21 protein-coding genes and 1 rRNA gene are annotated in these 23,330 nt (G+C 72.2%); 17 read left to right on the forward strand and 5 right to left on the reverse strand.

Going from position 1 to position 23,330, the window contains the following annotated elements; all coding sequences use genetic code 11:
• Window positions 1-32 precede the first annotated feature (32 nt).
• Window positions 33-785, forward strand: a complete 753-nt coding sequence (locus ACGFIS_RS20530) for an IclR family transcriptional regulator (RefSeq protein WP_392907675.1) — start codon at window positions 33-35, stop codon at window positions 783-785.
• Here the strand turns inward: ACGFIS_RS20530 and ACGFIS_RS20535 are convergent.
• Entirely contained in the window at window positions 782-3,637 is a 2,856-nt protein-coding gene (locus tag ACGFIS_RS20535) for an FAD-binding and (Fe-S)-binding domain-containing protein (protein WP_392972127.1), read from the reverse strand. The two genes, ACGFIS_RS20530 and ACGFIS_RS20535, sit on opposite strands and share 4 nt — an antisense overlap.
• Window positions 3,638-3,947: 310 nt before the next feature.
• Here ACGFIS_RS20535 and ACGFIS_RS20540 point away from each other — a divergent pair, with 310 nt between their 5' ends.
• From ACGFIS_RS20540 to ACGFIS_RS20565, 6 genes are all read left to right on the forward strand, one after another.
• A complete protein-coding gene (locus ACGFIS_RS20540) occupies window positions 3,948-5,189 on the forward strand; it encodes an MFS transporter (protein ID WP_392972129.1) in 1,242 nt (413 codons plus the stop codon).
• A gap of 84 nt (window positions 5,190-5,273) precedes the next feature.
• On the forward strand, window positions 5,274-8,975 hold the full coding sequence (locus ACGFIS_RS20545) for a nitrate reductase subunit alpha (RefSeq protein WP_392907667.1): 3,702 nt from the start codon (window positions 5,274-5,276) through the stop codon (window positions 8,973-8,975).
• A gap of 9 nt (window positions 8,976-8,984) precedes the next feature.
• Complete coding sequence (gene narH / locus ACGFIS_RS20550; protein ID WP_392908262.1) at window positions 8,985-10,721, forward strand: nitrate reductase subunit beta; 1,737 nt, start codon at window positions 8,985-8,987, stop codon at window positions 10,719-10,721.
• Window positions 10,718-11,434 (forward strand): nitrate reductase molybdenum cofactor assembly chaperone, encoded by a 717-nt coding sequence (gene narJ / locus ACGFIS_RS20555; protein WP_392907664.1) that lies wholly within the window; start codon window positions 10,718-10,720, stop codon window positions 11,432-11,434. Before narH ends, narJ begins: the two co-directional genes overlap by 4 nt.
• A complete protein-coding gene (gene narI / locus ACGFIS_RS20560) occupies window positions 11,431-12,204 on the forward strand; it encodes a respiratory nitrate reductase subunit gamma (RefSeq protein WP_392907662.1) in 774 nt (257 codons plus the stop codon). Before narJ ends, narI begins: the two co-directional genes overlap by 4 nt.
• A 100-nt stretch (window positions 12,205-12,304) precedes the next feature.
• Complete coding sequence (locus ACGFIS_RS20565; protein WP_392972131.1) at window positions 12,305-13,321, forward strand: Acg family FMN-binding oxidoreductase; 1,017 nt, start codon at window positions 12,305-12,307, stop codon at window positions 13,319-13,321.
• On the opposite strand, the gene ACGFIS_RS20570 is transcribed toward ACGFIS_RS20565, so the two are convergent.
• Window positions 13,318-13,755 (reverse strand): pyridoxamine 5'-phosphate oxidase family protein, encoded by a 438-nt coding sequence (locus tag ACGFIS_RS20570; protein WP_392907657.1) that lies wholly within the window; start codon window positions 13,753-13,755, stop codon window positions 13,318-13,320. The two genes, ACGFIS_RS20565 and ACGFIS_RS20570, sit on opposite strands and share 4 nt — an antisense overlap.
• Window positions 13,756-13,909: 154 nt before the next feature.
• On the opposite strand from ACGFIS_RS20570, the gene ACGFIS_RS20575 reads away from it, so the two are divergent.
• From ACGFIS_RS20575 to ACGFIS_RS20615, 9 genes are all read left to right on the forward strand, one after another.
• Window positions 13,910-14,299 carry a hypothetical protein gene (locus ACGFIS_RS20575; RefSeq protein ID WP_392907655.1) on the forward strand — a complete coding sequence of 130 codons (390 nt, stop codon included), beginning with the start codon at window positions 13,910-13,912 and terminating at the stop codon, window positions 14,297-14,299.
• Between the two features lie 164 nt (window positions 14,300-14,463).
• Window positions 14,464-14,904 carry a DUF732 domain-containing protein gene (locus tag ACGFIS_RS20580; RefSeq protein WP_392907653.1) on the forward strand — a complete coding sequence of 147 codons (441 nt, stop codon included), beginning with the start codon at window positions 14,464-14,466 and terminating at the stop codon, window positions 14,902-14,904.
• Between the two features lie 150 nt (window positions 14,905-15,054).
• Window positions 15,055-15,942, forward strand: coding sequence for a Gfo/Idh/MocA family protein (locus ACGFIS_RS20585; RefSeq protein ID WP_392972133.1), 888 nt, complete (start codon window positions 15,055-15,057; stop codon window positions 15,940-15,942).
• A 20-nt stretch (window positions 15,943-15,962) separates the two neighbouring features.
• On the forward strand, window positions 15,963-16,355 hold the full coding sequence (locus ACGFIS_RS20590; RefSeq protein WP_392907649.1) for a rhodanese-like domain-containing protein: 393 nt from the start codon (window positions 15,963-15,965) through the stop codon (window positions 16,353-16,355).
• Window positions 16,352-16,876 (forward strand): NADPH-dependent FMN reductase, encoded by a 525-nt coding sequence (locus ACGFIS_RS20595; RefSeq protein WP_392907647.1) that lies wholly within the window; start codon window positions 16,352-16,354, stop codon window positions 16,874-16,876. Before ACGFIS_RS20590 ends, ACGFIS_RS20595 begins: the two co-directional genes overlap by 4 nt.
• A gap of 284 nt (window positions 16,877-17,160) precedes the next feature.
• Window positions 17,161-17,868: a hypothetical protein gene (locus ACGFIS_RS20600; protein ID WP_392972135.1), complete on the forward strand. Its 708-nt coding sequence runs from the start codon at window positions 17,161-17,163 to the stop codon at window positions 17,866-17,868.
• 393 nt (window positions 17,869-18,261) lie between these two features.
• A complete protein-coding gene (locus ACGFIS_RS20605) occupies window positions 18,262-19,242 on the forward strand; it encodes an NAD-dependent epimerase/dehydratase family protein (RefSeq protein WP_392972137.1) in 981 nt (326 codons plus the stop codon).
• A 5-nt stretch (window positions 19,243-19,247) separates the two neighbouring features.
• Window positions 19,248-19,730, forward strand: a complete 483-nt coding sequence (locus tag ACGFIS_RS20610) for a metallophosphoesterase family protein (RefSeq protein WP_392972139.1) — start codon at window positions 19,248-19,250, stop codon at window positions 19,728-19,730.
• A gap of 214 nt (window positions 19,731-19,944) precedes the next feature.
• A complete protein-coding gene (locus tag ACGFIS_RS20615) occupies window positions 19,945-20,778 on the forward strand; it encodes a crotonase/enoyl-CoA hydratase family protein (protein WP_392907636.1) in 834 nt (277 codons plus the stop codon).
• Window positions 20,779-20,802: 24 nt separating this feature from the next.
• On the opposite strand, the gene ACGFIS_RS20620 is transcribed toward ACGFIS_RS20615, so the two are convergent.
• The 3 genes from ACGFIS_RS20620 to ACGFIS_RS20630 all read right to left on the reverse strand — a co-directional run bounded on the left by ACGFIS_RS20620 (window position 20,803) and on the right by ACGFIS_RS20630 (window position 22,581).
• Window positions 20,803-21,660, reverse strand: a complete 858-nt coding sequence (locus ACGFIS_RS20620) for a patatin-like phospholipase family protein (RefSeq protein ID WP_392907634.1) — start codon at window positions 21,658-21,660, stop codon at window positions 20,803-20,805.
• A gap of 137 nt (window positions 21,661-21,797) precedes the next feature.
• Complete coding sequence (locus ACGFIS_RS20625; RefSeq protein WP_392907632.1) at window positions 21,798-22,283, reverse strand: DUF2752 domain-containing protein; 486 nt, start codon at window positions 22,281-22,283, stop codon at window positions 21,798-21,800.
• A 13-nt stretch (window positions 22,284-22,296) separates the two neighbouring features.
• Window positions 22,297-22,581 (reverse strand): CD225/dispanin family protein, encoded by a 285-nt coding sequence (locus tag ACGFIS_RS20630; RefSeq protein ID WP_392907630.1) that lies wholly within the window; start codon window positions 22,579-22,581, stop codon window positions 22,297-22,299.
• 674 nt (window positions 22,582-23,255) lie between these two features.
• On the opposite strand from ACGFIS_RS20630, the gene ACGFIS_RS20635 reads away from it, so the two are divergent.
• Window positions 23,256-23,330, forward strand: a 16S ribosomal RNA gene (locus tag ACGFIS_RS20635); the annotation flags it as partial.

Here is a 23,330-nt window from a genome sequence, read left to right on the forward strand (position 1 = left end):
GCGTGGTGGGACGGCTCTTCTACATTGGGGCCATGTCGTCCGACGACACCTTCCTGCGCCGCGCCGTCGCGGTGCTGACCGCCTTCCGTGCGGACGACGACGGCCTCGGCGCAGCCGAGCTCGCCCGCCGCAGCGGCCTGCCCCGGTCGACGGCGCACCGCATCGCCGCCGACCTCGTCGAGGCCGGCCTGCTGGAACGGCAGGGCACGCGGGTCCGGCTCGGCCTGAAGCTGTTCGAGATCGGGCAGCGGGTGCCGCGCCAGCGGGTCCTGCGGGACGCGGCCGTCCCCTACATGTCGGACCTGCGGGAGGCGACCCGGCAGACCGTCCACCTCGCGGTACTGGAGGGCGGAGAGGTCGTCTACGTGGAGATCCTCGGCTCGTCCGGCGGGCCCCGGCTGCCGTCCCAGGTGGGCGGCCGCCTGCCCGCGCACGTCACCGGCGTCGGCAAGGCGATCCTGGCGTTCTCGCCGCCGGAGGTGGTGAAGGCCGTCCTGGACGCGGGTCTGGTCAAGACCAGCGAACGCAGCGTCGTCGCGCCGGGGCTGCTGGTGAGGGAACTGGAGACGATCCACCGCGAGGGCGTCGCCTACGACCGGGAGGAGTCCGGCCACGGCATCGTCTGCGCGGCCAGCCCCGTCCTCGGCCCCGACGGCCTGGTCCTCGGCGCCCTGTCGGTGTCGGGGTGGTCGAGCCGGATGCGCCTGGCCGCGGTCGCCCCCGCCGTCCACACCGCCGCCCTCACCCTGTCCCGCACCCTCGGCCAGCGGCAGCGCGGCGGCTAGGGCAGGTGGCGGGCCAGCAGTTGCGCGAGGTGCTCGCCGTCGCGTCCGGCCAGCTCGCGGAGCTGGGTGCGGCAGCTGAAGCCGTCGGCGAGGACGACCTCGTCCTCCCCGGTCCTCCGCACCGCCGGGAGCAGCTGGTACTCGGCGACGGCGACGGACACGTCGTGATGGCCCTTCTCGACGCCGAAGTTGCCCGCGAGCCCGCAGCAGTTCCCGAGCCTGCCGACGTCGGCGCCCGCCCGCTCGAGCAGCGCGGCGTCCTTCGTCCAGCCCATGACGGCGTGGTGGTGGCAGTGCGGCTGCGCGATCCCGGTGACTTCCGACAAGTCGGGCGGCGTCCAGTCGCCGGTCTCGGCGAGCAGCTCGGCGAGGGTGCGCGTCGCGGCCGCCACCTCGCGCGCCGCGGCGGCGTCCACGCCCCTCAGCAGCTCCTCCGCGTCGGACCTGAGCACACCCGTGCAGGACGGCTCCATCCCGACGACCTTCGCGCCGCGCCGGACGTGGGGGAGCAGCGCGTGCACGGTGCGGCGGACCTGCGCGCGGGCGCCGTCCAGCTGCCCGGTCGAGATCCACGTGATCCCGCAGCACACGGGACGTTCGGTGACGGTGACCCGGTATCCGGCGTGCTCCAGCACCTTCACCGTGGCCTTGCCGACGTCCGGTGAGAACGCGTCGGTGAAGCTGTCCACGAACAGGACGACGTCACCGTGGCGTCCCTGCTCTTCGCGATGGGGCACGGCGCTCGGACGCGACGCGAACCAGCGCCGGAACGTCACGGGGGCGAAGGCGGGCAGCGTGCGCCGCCGGTCGATGCCCGCGCTCCAGGCGACCAGCGGCCTGAGCAGCGGCGCCCGCATCCCGGCGCTCGCGACCTTGATCATCGCGGGGGCGCGGCCGAGCAGCCGCGTCCAGCGGGGCAGCCACCCCAGCGCATAGTGGGCGCGCGGCCGGACCCTCCGCCGGTACCTGCGGTGCAGCGCCTCCGCCTTGTAGGACGCCATGTCGATGCCGGTCGGGCAGTCGGACGCGCACCCCTTGCAGGAAAGACACAGGTCGAGCACATCGTGCAGGGCGTCGGACTTCCAGCCGTCCGGGCCGAGCTTCCCGCTGACGACCTCCTGCAGCACCCGGGACCGCCCGCGCGTGGAGTCCTTCTCCTCCCTGGTCGCCAGATACGACGGGCACATGACGCCGCCCGACGCGGTGTTGTCGGCGCGGCACTTGCCCACCCCCGTGCACCGGTGGACGGCCCGCGACAGGTCGCCGCGGTCGTCGCGGTGGGCGAGCCCCAGGCCGCGCGTCAGCGGGACGGCCTGCACCGCGCGCAGATCGGCGTCCACGGGCGCCGGACGGACGATGATGCCCGGATTGAGCACGTCATCGGGATCGAAGACGTCCTTGACGGCCGAGCACAGCGCCAGCGCCTCGGCCGAGTACATGTGCGGCAGCAGCTCACTGCGGGCCCGCCCGTCGCCGTGCTCCCCGGACATGGTGCCGCCGTGCCGGGCCGCCAGCGCCGCCGCCTCGCCCAGGAAATCGCGGAAGACCGCCCGCCCATCGGTGCGCCCGAACGGGAAGTCGATGCGGACGTGGATGCAGCCGTCCCCGAAATGCCCGTACGGGACGCCGAAGAGCCCGTACTCGCCCAGCAGCGCCTCGAACTCGCGCAGGTACACGCCCAGCCGCTCCGGCGGCACCGCGGCGTCCTCCCACCCGGCATGGGCCTGCTCGCCCTCGGGCGTCCGCGCCACGAGTCCCGACCCGTCCTCGCGGATCCGCCACAGCGCGTCGGCGAGCGCCATGTCCTCGACCAGCATCGAATCGACGCACCCGGACTCGCCGGCGACCTTCTGAGCCGCACTCCGCAACGCCCTCGCCTCGGCCCCGGCGAGTTCCACGAGCAGCCACCCCGACCCGCGCGGCAGCGGCGGCACGGCGTCGGCTCCCCGCCGCTCCCGCACGACGCCGGTGATCCGCGAATCGAGCCCCTCGCACGCCACCGGCCCGTGCGGCAGGATCGCCGGGACGGCGTCGGCGGCCTCCGCCATCGACCCGAACCCGAGGACGGCCAGCAGCCGGCGTTCGGGCTCGCGCACCATCCGGACCCGCGCCGCCAGCGTCAGCGCGAGCGTCCCCTCGCTGCCGACCAGGGCCCGCGCGACGTCGAAGCCCTTCTCCGGAAGCAGATGCTCAAGGGAGTAGCCGGAGACCTGCCGGCCGAACCGCCCGAACTCCGTCCGGACCAGGGCGAGGTCGTCGCCGACCAGCCCCCGCAGCCGCTCGAGCAGCGCGGACCCTCCACCGCCGCCGGGCACGTCCCCGAGCCTCAGCCGCTCGCCGGAACCGGTGACGACGTCCAGGCCGAGCACGTTGTCGCTCGTCCGCCCGTATCCGAGCGCCCGCGACCCGCAGGCGTTGTTGCCGATCATGCCGCCGAGCGTGGCCCGCGTCCGCGTGGACGGATCGGGCCCGAACCGCAGCCCGTGCCGCGCCGCCACCTGATGCAGCCGCGCCTGCACGATCCCCGGCTCGACCAGCGCCGTCCCCGCGTCCGGGTCGATCTCCAGCACCCGGTTCAGGTGCCGGCTCACGTCCGCCACCACACCGGCCCCGACCGCGTTGCCCGCGATGGACGTCCCGCCGCCGCGCATCGTCAGCGGCACCCCGAACTCCCGGCACACCCCGAGCACCGCCGGCAGCTCGCCCGCCTCCCGCGGCGTCACCACGACCTGCGGCGGCACCCGGTACAGCGAGGCGTCCGACGAGTACATCGACCGCGCGAGCGCCGAATCGTCGACCCCGCTCACCCCGGCCCGCCGCAGCGCCCCCACCAGTTCGCGATGACCGCTCAAGCCGCCGCCTCCGTCTCCTGGGGCCGTGCCGCCGGGACCCCGCGATCGCCTCATGATGGACGGTGATAACGGTAGGTCATGGCCGCGCGAGCCATGCGGCGGCCGTGCCCGCATGTCGTTCCGCGGAGCTCATCCGGCGGGTGGGGGCCGGGCATCGAAACCTCCTTCCGTTTTCCGGGACGAAGGTCCCTATCTGGGGATGTGAGCGTCGGCCAGGGTGATAACCGACGGAAGCCGATCATGGTTACGTGGTCGGCCTCGGGGAAGATGCAACGGAAATTGGGCTGCTATGACGGAAGTGGTGCGTGACGTGACGGAGACGCGCCGGGACGCCGGGCGAGGTCCGGCCGGGCCGGGACGCGGCGGAGACGGCGGCCGGCCGATGGTCATGCTGGCGGTGGCCACCCTCGGGTTCGCGGTGAACTTCTGGGCGTGGGCGCTGCTCAGCCCCCTCGCCCCCCGTTTCCTCGAAGAGCTGGCGCTGACGTCGTTCCAGCAGTCGCTGCTCGTGGCCGTGCCCGTGGTGGTGGGATCGCTGGGGCGGATCCCGGTGGGGGCGCTGACCGACAGGTTCGGCGGCCGGGTGATGTTCCCGGTGCTGTCCCTCATCACGATCGTCCCCGTCCTGTATCTGGGGCTGGCCGGGCAGTCGGCACTGTCGTCGCTCCTCGTGGGCGGGTTCTTCCTCGGCATCGGCGGCACCGTGTTCGCCGTCGGGATCCCGTACGTCAACGGGTGGTTCCCCCCCGAGCGGCGCGGGCTGGCGCTCGGGATCTTCGGCGCCGGGATGGGCGGCACCGCCATCAGCGCGCTGACCACCGTGCAACTCGCGGACGCGGGCGGCGCCGCGACCCCGTTCCTGCTGACGGCCGCGCTGCTCGCGGTGTACGCGGTGGTGGCGTGGTTCGTCCTGCGGGAGGCGCCGGGGCGCACGGCGCCGGCGGGGTCGCTGGCCAAGCGGCTGGCGGCGACGGCACGGCTCGGCGTCACATGGCAGATGGCGGCGCTGTACGCGGTGGTGTTCGGCGGATACGTGGCGTTCTCGGTGTACCTGCCCACGTACCTGAAGGCGGAGTACGGGCTATCACAGGCGGACGCGGCGGCCCGGATGGGCGGGTTCGTGGTGCTGGCGGTGCTGATGCGCCCCCTCGGCGGCTGGCTGTCGGACCGGGTCGGCGCGGTCACGGTGATGATCGGCTCCCTGGGCCTGACCGCGGCGGGCGCGGTGCTCCAGTCGTTCGCTCCGGCGCTGATGCCGCTCGGCACGATCGCCTTCCTGTCCATGGCCGCCGCTCTCGGCGCCGGTACCGGTGCGACGTTCGCGCTGGTCGGGCAGCTCGCCCCGGCGAACAAGGTCGGTGCGGTCACCGGGGTGGTCGGCGCCGCGGGCGGTCTGGGAGGATTCGTTCCGCCGCTGGTGATGGGGGCCCTCTGGGGCAGCCTCGGGTCCTACCGGATCGGCCTGCTGCTGCTCGCGATCGTGGCGGCGTCGGCCGGGCTGTTCACCGCGACGGTCGTCCGGCGCGAGGTGGCGACGCGCCAGGACACCTGAAATGGCACCTTCCGTCGGAGGTGGACGGAATGATGCGCCTCGCAGTGGTTTGTCCCCAATGATGTGGAAGAAAGGGATTCGAGCGTGAGTTCGACCAAGGGGCGGCCAGGCTTGGACGGGCCGCTGGAAGAGGCGCTGGTGGGGACCCGCAGGTTCTTCACCCGCGCCCGCGTATCGCCCGACCTGCGCACGATGACCAAGGCGGGCGGGCGGGAGGCCGACGCCTTCTACCGGGACCGCTGGTCGCACGACAAGGTGGTGCGTTCCACGCACGGGGTGAACTGCACCGGGTCCTGCTCGTGGAAGGTGTATGTCAAGGACGGCATCATCACCTGGGAGGCGCAGCAGACCGACTACCCGTCGGTGGGCCCGGACCGGCCGGAGTACGAGCCGCGCGGCTGCCCGCGCGGCGCCTCGTTCTCCTGGTACACCTACTCGCCCACCCGGGTTCGGTACCCGTACGTCCGCGGCGTCCTGCTGGAGATGTACCGGGAGGCCAAGGCCCGGACGGGCGACCCCGTGGAGGCGTGGCGGGAGATCGTCTCCGACCCGGAGAAGGCCCGCACGTACAAGGCGGCGCGCGGCCGCGGCGGGCTGGTGCGGGCGACGTGGGACGAGGCGACGGAGATGGTCGCCGCCGCCCACGTGCACACGATCGCCGAGCACGGGCCGGACCGCATCGCCGGGTTCTCCCCGATCCCCGCGATGTCGATGGTGTCGCACGCGTCCGGTTCGCGGTTCATGTCGCTGATCGGCGGGACGATGCTGTCGTTCTACGACTGGTACGCCGACCTGCCCGTCGCGTCCCCGCAGGTGTTCGGCGACCAGACCGACGTCCCCGAGTCGGGGGACTGGTGGGACGCCGGATACCTGATCATGTGGGGATCCAACGTGCCGGTGACGCGCACCCCCGACGCGCACTGGATGACCGAGGCCCGCTACCGGGGCCAGAAGGTCGTGGCGGTCTCCCCGGACTACGCCGACAACGTCAAGTTCGCCGACGAGTGGCTCGCCGCTCAGCCCGGCACGGACGGCGCCCTCGCGATGGCGATGGGGCACGTCGTCCTCAAGGAGTTCTTCGTCGACCGGCAGGTCCCGTACTTCACCGACTACGTCAAGCGCTACAGCGACCTGCCGTTCCTGGTGCGCGTGGAGAAGCGCGGCGACGGGTACGTGCCGTCCAAGTTCCTCACCGCGGCCGACCTGCCGGGCGCCGAGGCCGGCTCCGAGAACGCCGCGTTCAAGACCGTGATCCTGGACGCGAACACCGGGCATCCGCTCGTCCCGAACGGGTCGCTCGGCTTCCGGTACGGCGAGTCGGGCGAGGGCAAGTGGAACCTCGACCTCGGCGACGCCGACCCGATGCTGTCCCTCGACGGCGGCGAGGGCGGCGAGGCCGTGGAGGTCGAGCTGGCCCGCTTCGACGCCCCCGACGGCTCGCCGGGGACGCTGCGGCGGGGCGTACCCGTCCGGAACGTGGGCGGCCACCTGGTCACGACCGTCTTCGACCTGCTGCTCGCCCAGTACGGGGTGGGACGCGACGGGCTGCCCGGCTCGTGGCCGTCCGGGTACGACGACGCGTCGGAGCCGTGCACCCCGGCGTGGCAGGAGGGCATCACGGGCGTTCCGGCGCAGGCCGCCGAGCGCATCGGACGCGAGTTCGCCGCGAACGCCGAGGAGTCCCGCGGCCGCTCGATGATCATCATGGGGGCGGGCACCAACCACTGGTTCCACTCCGACACGATCTACCGGGCCTTCCTCGCGCTGACGACGCTGACCGGCTGCCAGGGCGTGAACGGCGGCGGCTGGGCGCACTACGTCGGGCAGGAGAAGGTCCGCCCGATCACCGGGTGGGCGCAGCTCGCGGGCGCGCTCGACTGGGGGCGGCCGCCGCGCCAGATGATCGGCACCGCGTACTGGTACCTGCACACCGACCAGTTCCGCTACGACCAGTTCGGCGCCGACACCCTGTCCGCGGCGACGGGCGGCGGGCAGCTGGCCGGGCGGACCACCGCCGACACCATCGCGCAGGCGGCGCGGCTGGGCTGGATGCCGTCCTACCCCACGTTCGACCGCAACCCCCTGGACCTGGCCGACGAGGCGGAGGCGGCCGGCAAGCAGGCCGGCGACCACGTCGTCGACGAGCTGAAGGCGGGACGGCTGAAGTTCGCCTGCCAGGACCCCGACGCCCCGGAGAACTTCCCCCGCGTCCTGACGGTCTGGCGGGCCAACCTGCTCGGCTCGTCCGCCAAGGGCAACGAGTACTTCCTCAAGCACCTGCTCGGCACCGACAACGCCGTCCGCGCGGCCGAGACCGCACCGGAGGACCGTCCCAAGGAGGTCGTCTGGCACGACGAGGCCCCGGCCGGCAAGCTCGACATGCTGCTGTCGCTGGACTTCCGGATGACCAGCACCACGATCTATTCCGACGTCGTCCTGCCGGCGGCGACCTGGTACGAGAAGCACGACCTCAACACCACCGACATGCACCCGTTCGTGCACTCGTTCAACCCGGCGATCTCGCCGCCGTGGCAGACCCGCAGCGACTGGCGGGCGTTCCAGGACATCGCGGTCGCGTTCAGCCGGCTCGCCGGGCGGCACCTGGGCGTCCGCAAGGACCTCGTCGCGGTGCCGCTGCTGCACGACACCCCGGACGAGATGGCCACGCCGCACGGGCGCGTCGCCGACTGGGCGAAGGGCGAGTGCGAGCCGGTGCCCGGCGTGACGCTGCCGAAGCTCGTGACGGTGGAGCGCGACTACGCCGCGGTCGCCGCGAAGATGATGGCGCTCGGCCCGCTCGCAGAGCGGCTCGGCGGGACCACCAAGGGCGTCACGTTCGACTTCGGACGCGAGGTCGAGTACCTGCGGCAGAAGAACGGCGTCGTGCGGGGCGGCCCGGCGGACGGCCGGCCTTCGCTGAAACGCGACGTGGAGGCCTGCGAGACGATCCTCGCGCTGTCCGGCACGACGAACGGGCATCTGGCCACGCAGGGTTTCCGGGCCGTGGAGAAACGCACCGGCACCCGGCTCGCCGACCTCGCCGCCGAGCACGAGGGCAAGCAGATCACGTTCGCCGACACCCAGGCCCGTCCCGTCCCGGTCATCACCTCACCGGAGTGGTCGGGGTCGGAGAGCGGCGGGCGCCGCTACTCCCCGTTCACCATCAACGTCGAGCGCCTCAAGCCGTGGCACACGCTCACCGGCCGGCAGCACTTCTACCTCGACCACGACTGGATGGAGGAGATCGGCGAGCAGATGCCGACGTTCCGGCCGCCGCTCAACATGACCGCGCTGTTCGGCGAGCCGCAGGTGGGGGAGACGGGCGAGCTGGGGCTGGCCGTCCGGTACCTCACTCCGCACAACAAGTGGTCGATCCACTCCGAGTACCAGGACAACCTGTTCATGCTGTCGCTGTCGCGCGGCGGCCCGGTGATCTGGATGAGCGGCGTGGACGCGGAGAAGATCGGCGTCCGCGACAACGACTGGATCGAGGCCGTCAACCGCAACGGCGTCGTCGTCGCCCGCGCGATCGTGTCCCACCGGATGCCGGAGGGCACGGTGTACATGTACCACGCGCAGGACCGGCTGATCGACGTCCCGCGCTCGGAGACGTCCGGCCGCCGCGGCGGCATCCACAACTCCCTGACCCGGCTGCTGATCAAGCCGAGCCATCTCATCGGCGGGTACGCGCAACTGTCGTTCGCGTTCAACTATCTCGGCCCGACCGGCAACCAGCGCGACGAGGTCACCGTGATCCGCCGCCGTTCCCAGGAGGTGACCTACTAGGTGCGCGTCATGGCCCAGATGTCGATGGTGATGAACCTCGACAAGTGCATCGGCTGCCACACCTGCTCGGTCACCTGCAAGCAGGCGTGGACCAACCGCAGCGGTGTCGAGTACGTGTGGTTCAACAACGTCGAGACCCGTCCCGGGCAGGGCTACCCCCGCCAGTACGAGGACCAGGAGCGCTGGAAGGGCGGCTGGACGCTCAACCGGGCCGGCCGCCTCACGCTCAAGGGCGGCGGCCGGTTCCGCAAGCTGCTGACGATCTTCGCGAACCCGAAGCTGCCCGGCATCAGCGACTACTACGAGCCCTGGACCTACGACTACGAGAACCTGACCAACGCCCCGCTCCAGGAGCACACCCCGGTGGCGCGGCCGAAGTCGCTGCTGTCCGGCAAGGACATGCAGATCACGTGGTCGGCGAACTGGGACGACGACCTCGGCGGGTCGATCGAGCACGGAGACAAGGACGTCCTGCTCAAGGACATCTCCGACAAGGTGAAGATGGAGTTCGACCAGACCTTCATGTTCTACCTGCCGCGGATCTGCGAGCACTGCCTCAACCCGAGCTGCGCCGCGTCCTGCCCGTCCGGCGCGATCTACAAGCGGACCGAGGACGGCATCGTCCTCGTCGACCAGGACAAATGCCGCGGCTGGCGGATGTGCGTGTCGGGCTGCCCGTACAAGAAGATGTACTTCAACCACCGGACCGGCAAGGCCGAGAAGTGCACGTTCTGCTTCCCGCGCATCGAGGTCGGCCTCCCCACCGTGTGCGCGGAGACGTGCGTGGGGCGGCTCCGCTACATCGGCCTGGTCCTCTACGACGCCGACAAGGTGCTGGAGGCCGCGTCGACGCCCGAGGACACCGACCTGTACGAGGCGCAGCGCAGCGTGTTCCTCGACCCGAACGACCCGCAGGTCATCGCGGCGGCCGAGCGGGACGGCATCCCCACCGACTGGATCGAGGCCGCGCAGCGGTCCCCGATCCACGCGCTGATCAACACCTACAAGGTGGCGCTGCCGCTGCACCCGGAGTACCGGACGATGCCGATGGTCTGGTACATCCCGCCGCTGTCGCCGGTCGTGGACGTCGTCCGCGACACCGGCCACGACGCCGAGGACCCCGGGAACCTGTTCGCGGCGATCGACGCGCTGCGCATCCCCGTCGAGTACCTGGCGGAGCTGTTCACCGCCGGGGACACCGCCCCGGTCGACGCCGTCCTGCGCCGGCTGGCCGCGATGCGGTCCTACATGCGCGACCTCAATCTGGGCCGCGACGCCGACGACTCCATCCCCGAGAGCGTCGGGATGACCGGCGAGGACATGTACGACATGTACCGGCTGCTGGCGCTCGCCAAGTACGACGAGCGGTACGTGATCCCGACGGCGCACGCCGAGCAGGCGCACGGCCTGGAGGAGCTCGCCACCGACTGCAGCCTGAACTACGAGGGCGGACCCGGCATGGGCGGCTCCGGCATGGGCGGCGGCTCGGGCCCGTTCGGTGAGGGGTCCGGCGGCCCCAACCCGGTCGCCGTGGAGAACTTCCAGATGCTCCAGCAGCGCCAGACCGCCGACAACCCCGTCGACCCGGAGAACAAGAGCCAGCGCGTCAACCTGCTCAACTGGGACGGCAAGGGCGCCCCGGCAGGGCTGTTCCCCAAGTCCAAGGACGGGGCGGAGGGACCGGGGCCGGACGGCACCAACCCGCCCGCCGACTCCGGCGACGCCGAAACGGAGCCCAAGCCGTGAGACTCAACTCAGCCAAGCTCAAACCGGCCGGTCTCAAACCGGGGCGCAGGCCGGGGCTCAGCGAGACCGAGGCGGCCACGGCCTGGCAGGTCGCGTCGCTGCTGCTCGGCTACCCCGACGCCGAGCTGCTGGAGCGGCGCCCGCTGCTGCGCCGGGCCGCCGAGGGGCTGCCCGAGTCCGCCGGGGCGCCGCTCGCCGGCTTCCTCGACCATCTGGACGCGACACCGCTGCCGGACCTGGAGGCCGACTACGTCGCCACGTTCGACCACCGCAGGCGCTGCTGCCTCTACCTGAGCTACTACGCCTACGGCGACACCCGCAAGCGGGGCATGGCCCTGCTGCGGTTCAAGCAGGCGTACGAGGCGGCCGGGCTCGTCCTGGAGGACGGGGAACTGCCCGACCATCTGGCCGTGGTGCTGGAGTTCGCCGCGACGGGAGACTTCCGGGAGGGGCGGCGGCTGCTGCTGGAGCACCGCGCCGGCCTGGAGCTGCTGCGTCTCGCGCTCACCGAGGCCGGGTCGCCGTGGCTGGCGATCCTGGACGCGGTCTCGGCGACGCTGCCGCCGCTGACCGGCCGCACCGAGGACGCCGTCGCCCGCCTCGTCGCCGAGGGGCCGCCCGAGGAGGAGGTCGGCCTCGCGCCCTACGGAAGCGACGCGACAGCCTCCGGTCCCGTCTTCCTGCCCGATCCGGTCCTGGAGGCCCGTTCATGACCAGTCAGCTGCCCGTCCTCGCCGCGGAGAACGGCGGCGAACCGGGCGTCGCCGGCATCCTGCTGTGGGTGGCCCTGCCGTACGTCACCATCGCGGTGTTCGTCCTGGGGCACATCTGGCGGTACCGCTACGACAAGTTCGGCTGGACGACCCGTTCGTCGCAGCTGTACGAGCGGCGGCTGCTGCGCATCGGGAGCCCGCTGTTCCATTTCGGGATCCTCGTCGTGGCGCTCGGCCACGTCGGCGGGCTGGTGATTCCCGACGGCTGGACGGAGGCCGTCGGCGTCACCGAGCACATGTACCACATCGTCGCCGTCGTCCTCGGAACCATCGCCGGGTTCTGCACCCTGGCGGGCCTTGCGATCCTCATCTACCGGCGCCGGACCGTCGGCCCCGTGTTCGCCGCGACGACCCGCAACGACAAGATGATGTACGCGGTGCTGGCGCTGACCATCCTGCTCGGGCTGGCCGCGACCGTGGCCGCCAACATCGTCGGCGGCGGCTACAACTACCGGGAGACGGTGTCGCCGTGGTTCCGGTCGGTCTTCTACCTGCGGCCGGACCCGGACCTGATGACCGGCGTGCCGATCCTGTTCCAGCTGCACGCGCTGAGTGCGCTGGTGCTGTTCGGCATCTGGCCGTTCACGCGGCTCGTGCACATGCTCACCGCACCGCTCGGTTACCTGACCCGCCCCTACATCGTGTACCGCAGCCGCGACGAGCAGCTGGGCATGCACCGGCCGCGCCGCGGCTGGGAGCGGATCGGCTGAACCCTGTAGCCGAATGGTCCTGCCCGGAAGCGGACTTTCGGCCCTGTTCCGGGCGGTTCGCCCGGGGAAGGCTGGAAGCGCAGACCGGGAAGGAGTGATCATGCGAACCACACCGATGGAATCCGAGCGTGTCGCGGCCGACGTCCGGCGCGCCGTCGAGGACGCGATCTGGGCGCCCTCCGTGCACAACACCCAGCCGTGGCGGTTCGGGGTGCGCGGCGCCCGGATCACCTTGCGCGCCGACCCCGACCGCCGGCTGGGCGTCGCCGATCCGATGGGCCGGGAGATGCTGATCAGCTGCGGCGCCGCGCTCTACACGCTGCGGCTGTCGCTGCGCATGCTGGGGTACGACCCGGTGGTCCACCTGCTGCCCGACCCGGACCGGCCGCACCTGCTCGCCGACGTCGACCTGCGGCCCGGGGAGCCCGCGGACGCCGCCGTCGAGCTGGAGCACGCGCAGATCCGGCGGCGGCACAGCCACCGGGGCGGGTTCCTGCCCGATCCCGTCCCCGCCGGGGTGCAGAGCCTGCTGCGGCACGCCGCCGAGCGGGAGGGGGCCAGGCTCGTCCAGGCGGTCGACGCCAACGTCAAGGGCGCGCTGGCCGCCCTGACCGACGCCGCCGAGCACATCCAGCGCCGTTCGCCCGCCTACGCCACCGAGATCGCCCGGTGGGCGCCCGCGCCCGGGACGTCCCGCAGGGACGGCGTCCAGGAGGGCGCCTACCCGCAGCGGACCCCGCAGACCGCGCCGTACTTCCCCGCCCGCGACTTCGCGCGCGGCCAGGGCTGGGGCACCGAGCCCGACCCCGACGACGGGACGGCGCGGAGCGGGCTCGTCGTGCTGCTGGTCTCCGGCGGCGACACGCCCGCCCACTGGCTGAAGTCCGGCCAGGCGCTCCAGCGCGTCCTGCTGCGCGCCGCCGAGCACGGCCTGTCGGCCGCCTATCACACCCAGGCGCTCCAGATTCCGGACCTGCGGGCGTTCATCCGCACCCAGTTCTGCGCCGACGCCGACGCCGACCCGCAACTGCTGCTGCGGCTCGGGGCCGTGGAAGGCGAGGGGCGGTCCAGCGTCCGCCGTCCCGTCGAGGAGGTCCTGACCGGCGAACCGGGCTAGCCGGCACCGGCGGCGTCACTACCGGCGGCGCCGCCGACCCGGCGGCCGGTGATGAGCTCGGGGCGGATGCGGATGAAGTGGTCGCGTTCGCCCGGTGCCCACGTGTGCAGCGGCAGGGCCTCCAGCCCGGCGACGGCGGCGGGATCGGCGACGTGCCGGGCGCGCCCGACGGCGACCACCGACCAGCCCGTCCTCGCACCGGTGTCGAACTCGTCGATCTCGAACGCGACGACGGTGTCGGTGGCGGCGGTGGCCAGCCTCGACTTGCGCGACGTCCTGATCACGATGTCGCCGTCGCTGAACGCGAAGTTGACCGGCTGGATGGCCGGAAGCGCCTGATGGGTGAAGACGATCCGCCCGATCGCGGCCCGGGCTAGTAGGTCACGGCACTCGTCCTCGTCGAGGATCTCGAGGCCGCTCTGGTCGAGCTTCATTCGTCCAGCCTGGGGCACCGGCGGGCGGAAGCGTTAGGGACCAAGGTCCCTTTCCGGGCAACCCGCGGGGTGGTGCGCGATCCGGCCGGGGCAGGCGGTAGCGTCCCGGTGAACCGATCCCGATCAACGTCCGGTCCGTCCAGGGAGGCACTCCGTGCTCGAGGTCACCACCGCCGATGTGCGGCTCTTCCTTCACGTGCTCGCCGCGACGATCTGGGTCGGCGGGCAGATCACGCTCGGCGCGCTCGTCCCGGCGCTGCGCGGCTTCGAGGGCGTCACCAAGGTCGCCGCCCGCCGGTACAACATGGTCGCCTGGCCCGCGTTCGCCGTCCTGGTCCTCACCGGTGTCTGGAACATCACCGCGGGCGACATGGGCGACGCGGCGCAGCGCACGCTGGAGGTGAAGCTCGTCTTCGTCCTCCTGTCGGGAGTGGCGGCGTTCCTGCACACCCGCGCCGGTTCCAAGGCGGGCCTGGCCGTCTGGGGGGCACTCGGCGCGGTGGGTGCCCTGGCCGCCCTGTTCTTCGGCGTCCAACTCGGCTGAGTGCACCCGGTTTGCCCCAAAGTATCCCGTAATGTCCGGGACTTTCGTCCCTGCCGGTGATGGCGCGGCCACGCGCATACTGGTGTCGTTGGCCCCGCCCAGCGGCGAGGGATGGGCGAGACCTTGCCCGGCTCTCCCTCGCAGCCGCCCATCGGGGGGACGACATGAGGCAGATCATCATCGTCGCGGCCGCCGCGCTGATCGCCGCGGTCCTGGCGATCGCCGGCGCGGTCGCGTTCATGGAGCTGAACCCGGGGGAGACGCGCGACGCCGGACGGGTCGGCGAGACCCGGACGTCGGCGCCGCCCGCTCAGGAACCGGAGCAGAGGCGGGCGCCGCCCGAGACGCGGCCCACCGTCACCGTCACCGAACCCCGGAACCCGGCCCCGGCGCAGCCCGACCACGGCTCCGCCGACGCGAACTTCCTGGCGCTGATCGCCGCCGACGGCATCACGGCCCCGGACGGCTGGGCGATCGAGGCGGGGCGGGCGACCTGCGGCCTGGACTACGCGTCCGCGCGCGGCTACCTGACCGACGGCGGTCTCTACGACCACCACGTCCAGGTGTTCCTCGACGACTGGATGATCACGCACGGCGGCTGCTGACGCCGGCCGCGGCCCGGCCCGACGAGATCGTCCGGTGGACGGAGTTCGACCGCGCGGCGGCCACTTCGCCGCCCTGGAGCAGCCCGGCCTGCCGACATCAGGGACTTCTTCCGTGAACTGACCGACGGGTAGATCGTCTAGGTTTGCCCCATGAGCGATTCTGTTGCGGTGGGGCTGGTCGGGGCGGGCCCCTGGGCCGGGATGGTGCACGCACCGACGCTGGCGGCGGGGCCGTCCACCCGGCTCGCCGGGGTGTGGGCCCGGCGGCCGGAGGCGTCCGCCGAACTGGCCGGCAGGCACGGCGCGCCCTCGTTCGAGCGGATCGAGGACCTGTTCGACGCCTGCGAGGCCGTGGCGTTCTCCGTCCCGCCGGACGTCCAGGCCGACCTCGCCGCGCGGGCCGCCCGCGCGGGCAAGGCCGTCCTGCTGGAAAAGCCCCTCGCCATGGACCTCGACGGCGCCCGCCGGGTGGCCGGCGCCATCGCCGAGGCGGGCGTCGTCTCCCAGATGGTCTTCACCCTGCGCTACTCGCGCGCCGCCCGAGCCTTCCTCGGCCGGGTCCGCGACCTCGACCCGTTCGGCGGCTACGGCTCGTTCGTCTCCTCGGTGCTGAGCGGCGGGCCGTTCGCCACTCCGTGGCGGCTGGAGAAGGGCGCGCTGCTCGACCTCGGCCCCCACATCGTCGACCTGCTGGACGCCTCGCTCGGCCGGGTCGCCGGCGTCCGCGCGCACGGCGACCCCCTCGGCTGGCTGGGCCTGACGCTGGAGCACGAGGGCGGCGCGGTCAGCCAGGCCTCGGTCTCGATGGCGGGGACGGGGGAGCTGCCGCCCGCCCACGTCGAGGTGTACGGGCGGGAGGGACACGCCCGGCTCGACTGGTCCGAACTCGGCGACGACGCGTTCGCGACCATGGTCACGGAGTTCGCCGGTGCGGTGCGTGGCGAGCCCGGCGAGCCCGGCGGCACCCTCGACGCCGCGCACGGCCTGCGGATCCAGGAGATCCTCGCCTCCGCCGAGGCGCAGCTCGCGGCGCGATGACGTCTGCCATGCTGGATGCCATGGCTCGTACGATCGATGAGATCCTCGCCGACGCGCGCGTCCGGCTGGAACGCCTTGACCCCGGTCAGGCCCACGCCGAGACGCGGGACGGCGCGCTGCTGGTCGACATCCGGCCCGCGGCCCAGCGCGCGGACGAGGGCGAGGTGCCCGGCGCGCTGATCGTGGAACGCAACGTCCTCGAATGGCGCCTCGACCCGGTGTCCGCCGCCCGCCTCCCCGTGGCGACCGGCCACGACCTGCGCGTCATCGTGCTCTGCTCGGAGGGCTACACCTCCAGCCTCGCCGCCGCGTCCCTGCACGACCTCGGCCTCACCCGCGCCACCGACGTCGTCGGCGGGTTCCGGGCGTGGCGGGCCGCGGGCCTGCCGACGACCGGGGGATCGGGCGCATGAGCACCGTCGTGCTGGCGGGCAACCCGCGGCCGAAGTCGCGCACCCTCGGGGCGGCGCTCCAGGCCGCCGAGGCGGTCGACGAGCGGATCGGGGTCACCACCGACGCCGCGACCGTCGACCTGTCGGTGCTGGCGCCCGACCTGCTGAGCGCCGTCCCGCCGCCCGGCGTGCAGCACGCCCTGGACACCGTCGGCGGCGCGGACGTCCTCATCGTCGCGAGCCCGACCTACAAGGCCACCTACACCGGCCTGCTGAAGGTGTTCCTCGACCGTTTCGGCGCAGGCTCGCTGGCGTCCGCGGCCGCCCTCCCCCTCATGGTGATGGGCGACCCCAGGCACCACCTCGCCGTGGAGACGCATCTGCGGCCGCTCCTCGTCGAACTGGGCGCGAACGTCCCGACCCCCGGCCTGGCGCTGCTCGAATCGCAGCTCGCCGACGCCGAGGACATCATCGGGGCCTGGGCCGACCGCGTCGCCCCGCAGGTGGCCGGCTTCCTCGCGAACAGGTCCGCCATCACCTGACCGGCCGCGAGGGCCCGCCATTTCCTGGGCTTTTCTCCTAGTGCGTTCGGTCGATTTCACAGAGTGAGTTCACGTTCGGTTTAGTGATTTCCTCCGCCACTTTGGCGAAATATTATAAGACGTGAATCAATTTCTGATCGGGTCTTTGTTTCTCCGGATCACTCGGGTACAAACAGGTTGTATTCCGCGCGGTCATGTCTCCCCGCTCACCGCGCGAAAAAGGGGGCCGTGTGCGGGCCTGCCGCACACGGAAGCACAAAGGCCTCTCCCGAGGAGGAGACCCCGTGAAAGCTCCCATCAGACTCGCCGCTCCGGTGGTGGCCGCGTCCGCCGCGCTGGCCCTGGCGGCGGGCACCGCGTCCGCCGCCACCACCACCGTCCGCGAGGAGACCGCCGCCGGAGCGCCCTACTCCGGAAACTGGCAGGTCTCCACGGTCGGACCGCTCAACTTCTCCGTCGACTTCATGGGTTCGGAGGTGACCGGGTCGTGTGAGAGTGCGACGCTGCAGGGCACCGTCGTGCCCACCGGCGCCGGCGAGCTGACCGCGGCGTCGATCGGCGCCTGCGAGACCTCCAACGGGCTCAGCTCGCCCGCGACCGACCTCGACCTGAGCGAAGTGCCCGACAAGAGCGGCCAGGTCGCCCACGACCCGGTCGACGGCGGACGCGACGGCACGCTGACCATCAACGCCGGCCTCAACTTCAAGATCGAAGGCAAGATCCTCGGCTTCACCGTCACCTGCTACTACGGCTTCCAGACCGGCGACGCCCCCGGGCTCGCCTTCGACGTCTACAACCGCGACAACCCGAACCGGCCACTTCCCGGTCTCGACGACGCGCAGGGTGCGGCGGACGACATCACGCTCGTCCGGCAGTCGGGCAGCAGTTTCCTCTGCCCGTCCAACGGCACCGGCAGCGGCGCCGCCATCGCCCGCGGTGAGAGCACCCCCGGCTCCGGCGTCTTCGACCGCAAGCTCTACCTGACCCCGTAACGCCCCGGCCACCCCGCGGAGAAAAGGGAAAGGCGGCCGGGCCCCGGGGCCGGTGCAAGGGAGTGATCATCCTCCTCGGGGCCCGGCCGCCCCCTCTTCCCCCGCGATGCTGGGTCGCCGTGTCGGAACGACCGGGGGCGTACGGCCGGAATCCTTCTGGACGAACGCGAGGGAATCGTGCGTAACTCCGCAGCTCAGCGCACGGTAATGACAGCATGCTTACAGTTGTTTCCCACCGGTGTCCGAATCCCCGCGTGGCAAAATCACTCGCCTCGCGACGTTGATGTGGCCTGAATCACGTCCCGGTACGTCACGACCGGCGCCCCTGACCCGTCCTGATGCCGAACCGTCGTTTCCCGGCGACGCCGCCGGGACGGATCAGGGGAGGTCGTCATGCGAGTTCTCGTCGCCGGGTCCACCGGGGTCATCGGGCGCCGGCTCGTCCCGCTGCTGGAGGCCGTCGGGCACGAGGTGACCGGCCTGTCCCGCACCCGCCGCCCGGCCACCGCCGGACGCACCGTGACCGCCGACGCGCTCGACCGGGACGCGCTGACCGGCGCCGTCGCGGACGCCGCGCCGGACGCGGTCGTCAACCTGCTCACCGCGATCCCCGCCGCGCCCGACCCGAGGCGCCTGGCCCGCGACTTCGCGGCCACCAACCGGCTCCGCACCGAAGGCGCCCGCAACCTGTACGCCGCGGCCGCGCAGGCCGGCGTCACCCGCGTCCTCGCGGAGGGCCTCGCCTACGCCTACCAGCCGGGGGACGGCCTGGCCGACGAGGACGCCCCCCTCTGGACCGGCCGGACGCCCCGGCAGTTCACCCCCGTCCTCGCCGCCCTCATCGAACTCGAACGGCTGACCGCCGAGGCCGGGGGACTGGTCCTGCGGTTCGGCCACCTGTACGGGCCGGGCTCCGCCTTCGCCGGGGACGGGGCGTTCACGGCCCGGGTCCGCGCCGGCAAGCTGCCCGTGGTCGGCGGCGGGACCTCCACCCTGTCGTTCACCCACGCCGACGACGCCGCGACAGCCCTCGTCGCCGCGCTCGACAAGGACCTGACCGGCGTCCTGAACGTCGTGGACGACACACCCGTCACCATGGCCGAGTTCCTGCCCGCATTCGCCCGCACACTCGACGCCCCCGCGCCCGGACGCGTCCCCGCCGCCCGCGCCCGGCTCGCCGTCGGCGGCTGGGGCGTCGCGTACATGAACGAGCTGCGCGGAGCCCGCAACTCCCGAGCCCGGCTCCGCCTCGACTGGCGCCCCCGGCACGCGTCCTGGGCGGACGGCTTCCAGCCGGGCCGCGAACGGACGGGCGCCGACCCCGCCCGCCCGTCTCCGGCCCGACCGACGTGTACGGGACGATGGGAGGTGTGAAAGCGGTGGCCATCTCCGACACCCACGCGCCCCGGCGCTGGAAGGCGTGCCCGCCGCAGGTGGCCGCGCACCTGCGGGACGCCGACGTGATCCTGCACGCCGGCGACGTGTGCGTCGCCTCCGTCCTCGACGAGCTGGCCGAATACGCGCCCGTCCACGCCGTCCTCGGCAACAACGACGGACCGGACGTCGCCGCGTGGGGCGCCCCCGAACGCCTCGAACTCGACCTCGGCGGCCTCGCGGTCGCCATGGTCCACGACAGCGGCCAGGCCCGCGGCCGGACCGCACGGATGCGCCGCTGGTTCCCCGGCGCCGAACTCGTCGTCTTCGGGCATTCGCACATCCCGCTGGACGAGACCGGCGACGGAGTCCGCATCTTCAACCCGGGATCGCCCACCGACCGGCGCCGCCAGCCCCACGGCACCCTCGGCCTCCTCGACATCCAGGCCGGCCGGCTCGCCGACGCGAGAATCGTTCCCGTCACCTGACCGCAGTCCCGCGAGAATGCGTGAATGGACGCTGCACCGAATGCGCCGAACTCGCGTCCGCCATCACTCCGGCGCCCATCGACGCGCCCACCGCCGCTCCCGGGCCCGCCCTGCGCGCCTTCCAGAGAACCCGAGGTGACGCGGCCCTCGACTGGCTGCGGCGGCGCATGGAATCGTCACCCTGAGAAGATCGCCGACAGATGAGGACCCCGGCATGACCGACCGCGTGACCGTGCACGTCCACGACGGAGTCGCCGACGTGCGGCTCAACCGCCCCGACAAGCTGAACGCCCTCGACATCGCCACGTTCGAGGCGCTCGCCGAGGCCGGGGAGACGGTCGGCGCGGACCCGGCCGTCCGGGCCGTGGTCCTGTCCGGCGAGGGCCGCGCGTTCTGCGCCGGGCTCGACTTCGCCAACTTCGCCGCCATGGCCGGTGACTCCGCCGCCGGCGAGGGCAGCGCCCGGTTCCGGCGGCTGGCGCGCGACATCACCGCCCGCGAACCGGGACGCATCACCAACCTCGGCCAGCAGGCCGTGCACACCTGGCGGGAGATGCCGCAGCCCGTCATCGCCGCCGTCCACGGCCACGCCCTCGGCGGCGGCCTGCAGATCGCGCTCGGCGCCGACATCCGCATCGTCGCCCCCGACGCGAAACTGTCGGTCCTGGAGATCCGCTGGGGCCTGGTGCCCGACATGACGGGAACCGCCGCCCTGATCCGTCTCATCGGTGAGGACGTCGCGAAGGAACTCACCTTCACCGGCCGCATGATCAGCGGCGAGGAGGCCGCCCGCATCGGCCTCGCCACTCGCACCGCCGCCGACCCGCACGCCGCCGCCACCGAGCTCGCCCGGGAGATCGCCGGCCACAGCCCCGACGCCGTCCGCGGCGCGAAACGCCTGCTCAACCGCGCGTCGGACGACGACCTGGCCGGCCAGTACCTCGAAGAGTCACGGACGCTCGGCGAACTGCGCGGCACCCCCAACCAGGTCGAGGCCGTCCGCGCCTACTTCGAGAAGCGCCCGCCGGCCTACACCGACCCGGCCTGACTCCGCCTGCCGGCGATGTGACGGCTACGAGCCGTCCGGTACGTCCGGGCCCCAGAACCGGGCGATGCCCGCGGCCAGCGCCAGGCCCTGCTTGACCCCGGCGTCCGCCGCCGGTGTACGGGTGGACGGGGACAGCGGGTCGGTGCCGAACGCCTCCAGCGACGCGCCGTCCGGATTGATCACCTCGACGCGCCCGCCCCGGTCGTTCACCACGGCGATGTCCGCGTCCAGCCCCGGGTCGCCCATCGGAGCGATGACCAGCACACGTTCGTGGCCGGCGGCGAGGTCGGCGTTGTTCACCGACCGCACGCCGCCGTCCACGTACCGGACGGCGTCGATCGTCACCGGCGGCCAGATCATCGGGACGGCGCAGCTCGCCGCGACCGCGTCCACGAGCCCGACGCCCGAGTCGCGGTCGAAGACCCGCAGATCACCCGTCAGGGCGTTCACCGCCGTCACCTTCAGGGCCCGGGACGGCCACTCGTGACTGGGCAGCCGCCCCTCGATCACCGCCCGCCGCTCGGCCTCCGCGACGGTGCCGGCGGCCAGCGCCCGCGCACCGAGCGCCCGCCTGACCAAGGCGGGATCGTCGTTCTCCTCGGCGAGCCGCATCCAGATCTCCGCGACCTCGGCGACGGACACGCCGCCGGACGGAACCAGCTCGCGGTTCTGCAACGCCGGGTCCGCCTGCCGCGCGAGCAGCTCCCCGATCGGCAGGCCGCTCCCGAGCTGCGCGCCCACCGCTGCGCCGGCCGATGTGCCGACCAGCAGATCGGCCTCGGTCACGTCCGTCCCCTCCTGGGCGAGCCCGGCGATGACGCCGGTCAGCCACGCGATGCCCGCGACACCGCCACCGCCGAGAACCAGGGCACGTCCGTTCACCGGCGACCTCCGGGCGAGTACCCGCCCACAGGCGGGACGACGTGGATGCGCACAAGGTGCGGGAGTGTCACCAGGAAGATTCCGCGTTTCACCCGGGAGAGCGTAAAGGGGCCTGGTTCGGTCCCCGTCGGCCGGGGTCAGGCTGCGAGGAAGGAACCGAACGGCAGGTTCCGCACCAGCCAGAAGAGGAGGACCGCTCCGAAGAACGCCCAGATGAACGCCGGGTGAGCCGCCTTCGTGCGGGTGGGGCGGTCCTGGACCAGGGCCCTCGCCCACCGGAACCAGAAGAACGCCAGTACCGGGACCATCGTCACAGCGAAGACGTTCAGCCCCAGCGCGTCATCGACGCGACCGTGCGCGAGGGCGTGGATGGTCCGCATCGCGCCGCAGCCCGGGCACTGCAAGCCGGTCAGCGACAGGAACGGGCAGGTCGGATAGTGACCTTCCTCATTCGGATCGACCGCGCCGATGTAGGAGACGACCACGGCGGTGAGGACCAGGACACCGCCCGGCCGGAGCAGCCGGACCGCCACCGCGGCCGCGGAACGGCCGCGGTGGCCGCTCCGCCGCCCGGTGGGTGGCCCGCCCGGCAGAACCAGGGCGGACCGGCGCTCACTCGTCATGACTCGGGAGCCGTCAACTCGCGAGGGACAACTGGATGACGAAGGAGATGATGCCGCCGATGACACCGACGACCGCGGCCACGATGGCCCAGGTCTTCGCGTTGCCGGACGCCTTCATGGCGCCGGCCTGGTCACCGGACTGCCACTTGGAGTTGACCTGCGCGGCGAAGACGATGGACACGACCCCCGCGGGCAGGCAGCAGAAGATCGTCGAGAGGATCGCCCACACCAGGTGGTTGGGGGGCGGGCCGCCGGCGCCGTAGGCGTTCGGCGGCGGGGGAGCGGGCGGGTAAGCCATGGTCGTACCTCCGTGCATATGGGCTGGGTAATCCAAGAAGATAGATGGTTACCAGGCCCGGTGGGTTCCCGCCTAGACCGACCGTTCGTCTCGATGTGGAGCCCACGGCCCTCCGAGTTGACGTGGCCGCCCTGAACCCGTAGGTTAACCCCTCGTCCCCACACGAATGCAGGACGCCCGCACGGCGGCCGGCCGACACCGGGGAAACCATCACGAACCAGCCGACACGGCTTCGCCGTGCCCGGCGAGCTGTGATGGGTCGGAAAAGGTCGGTTTTGACAATCGGGCCGGATCTGATGAAATAGCTTCACCGCCTGGAAGGTGCCGCGCAAGCGGCAGTGGAAGGGCGTTATCGGAAAAGGGCTGAAATTGACAGTCCGCCCGGATCCGGTAAAGTAAGACGAGTCGCCCCGAGGCTGGGGCCCGCGGAAGCGGGTCCGGCGCGGTGGGTGTCCGTTTCTTGAGAACTCAACAGCGTGTTAAAAGCCAGTGCCTTTATCGGTTCGGTCATTATTTGGCTGGGCCGCCCCGTGGCCGCCCTCGTGTTGGGGGTGGTGGGGATTTCTTTGAGGCAAGGAACCCTTCTTTTGGAGGGGTTTATTGCTGGGATTGTTTTCCAGGGTTTGGCCGGCCGGGTTGGGGGTTCGTCCTCTGTTCTGGTTGGTCGTGTGGCCTTAATGGAGAGTTTGATCCTGGCTCAGGACGAACGCTGGCGGCGTGCTTAACACATGCAAGTCGAGCGGAAAGGC

This window comes from Spirillospora sp. NPDC048824 (assembly GCF_043198455.1).
Classification (GTDB): domain Bacteria; phylum Actinomycetota; class Actinomycetes; order Streptosporangiales; family Streptosporangiaceae; genus Spirillospora.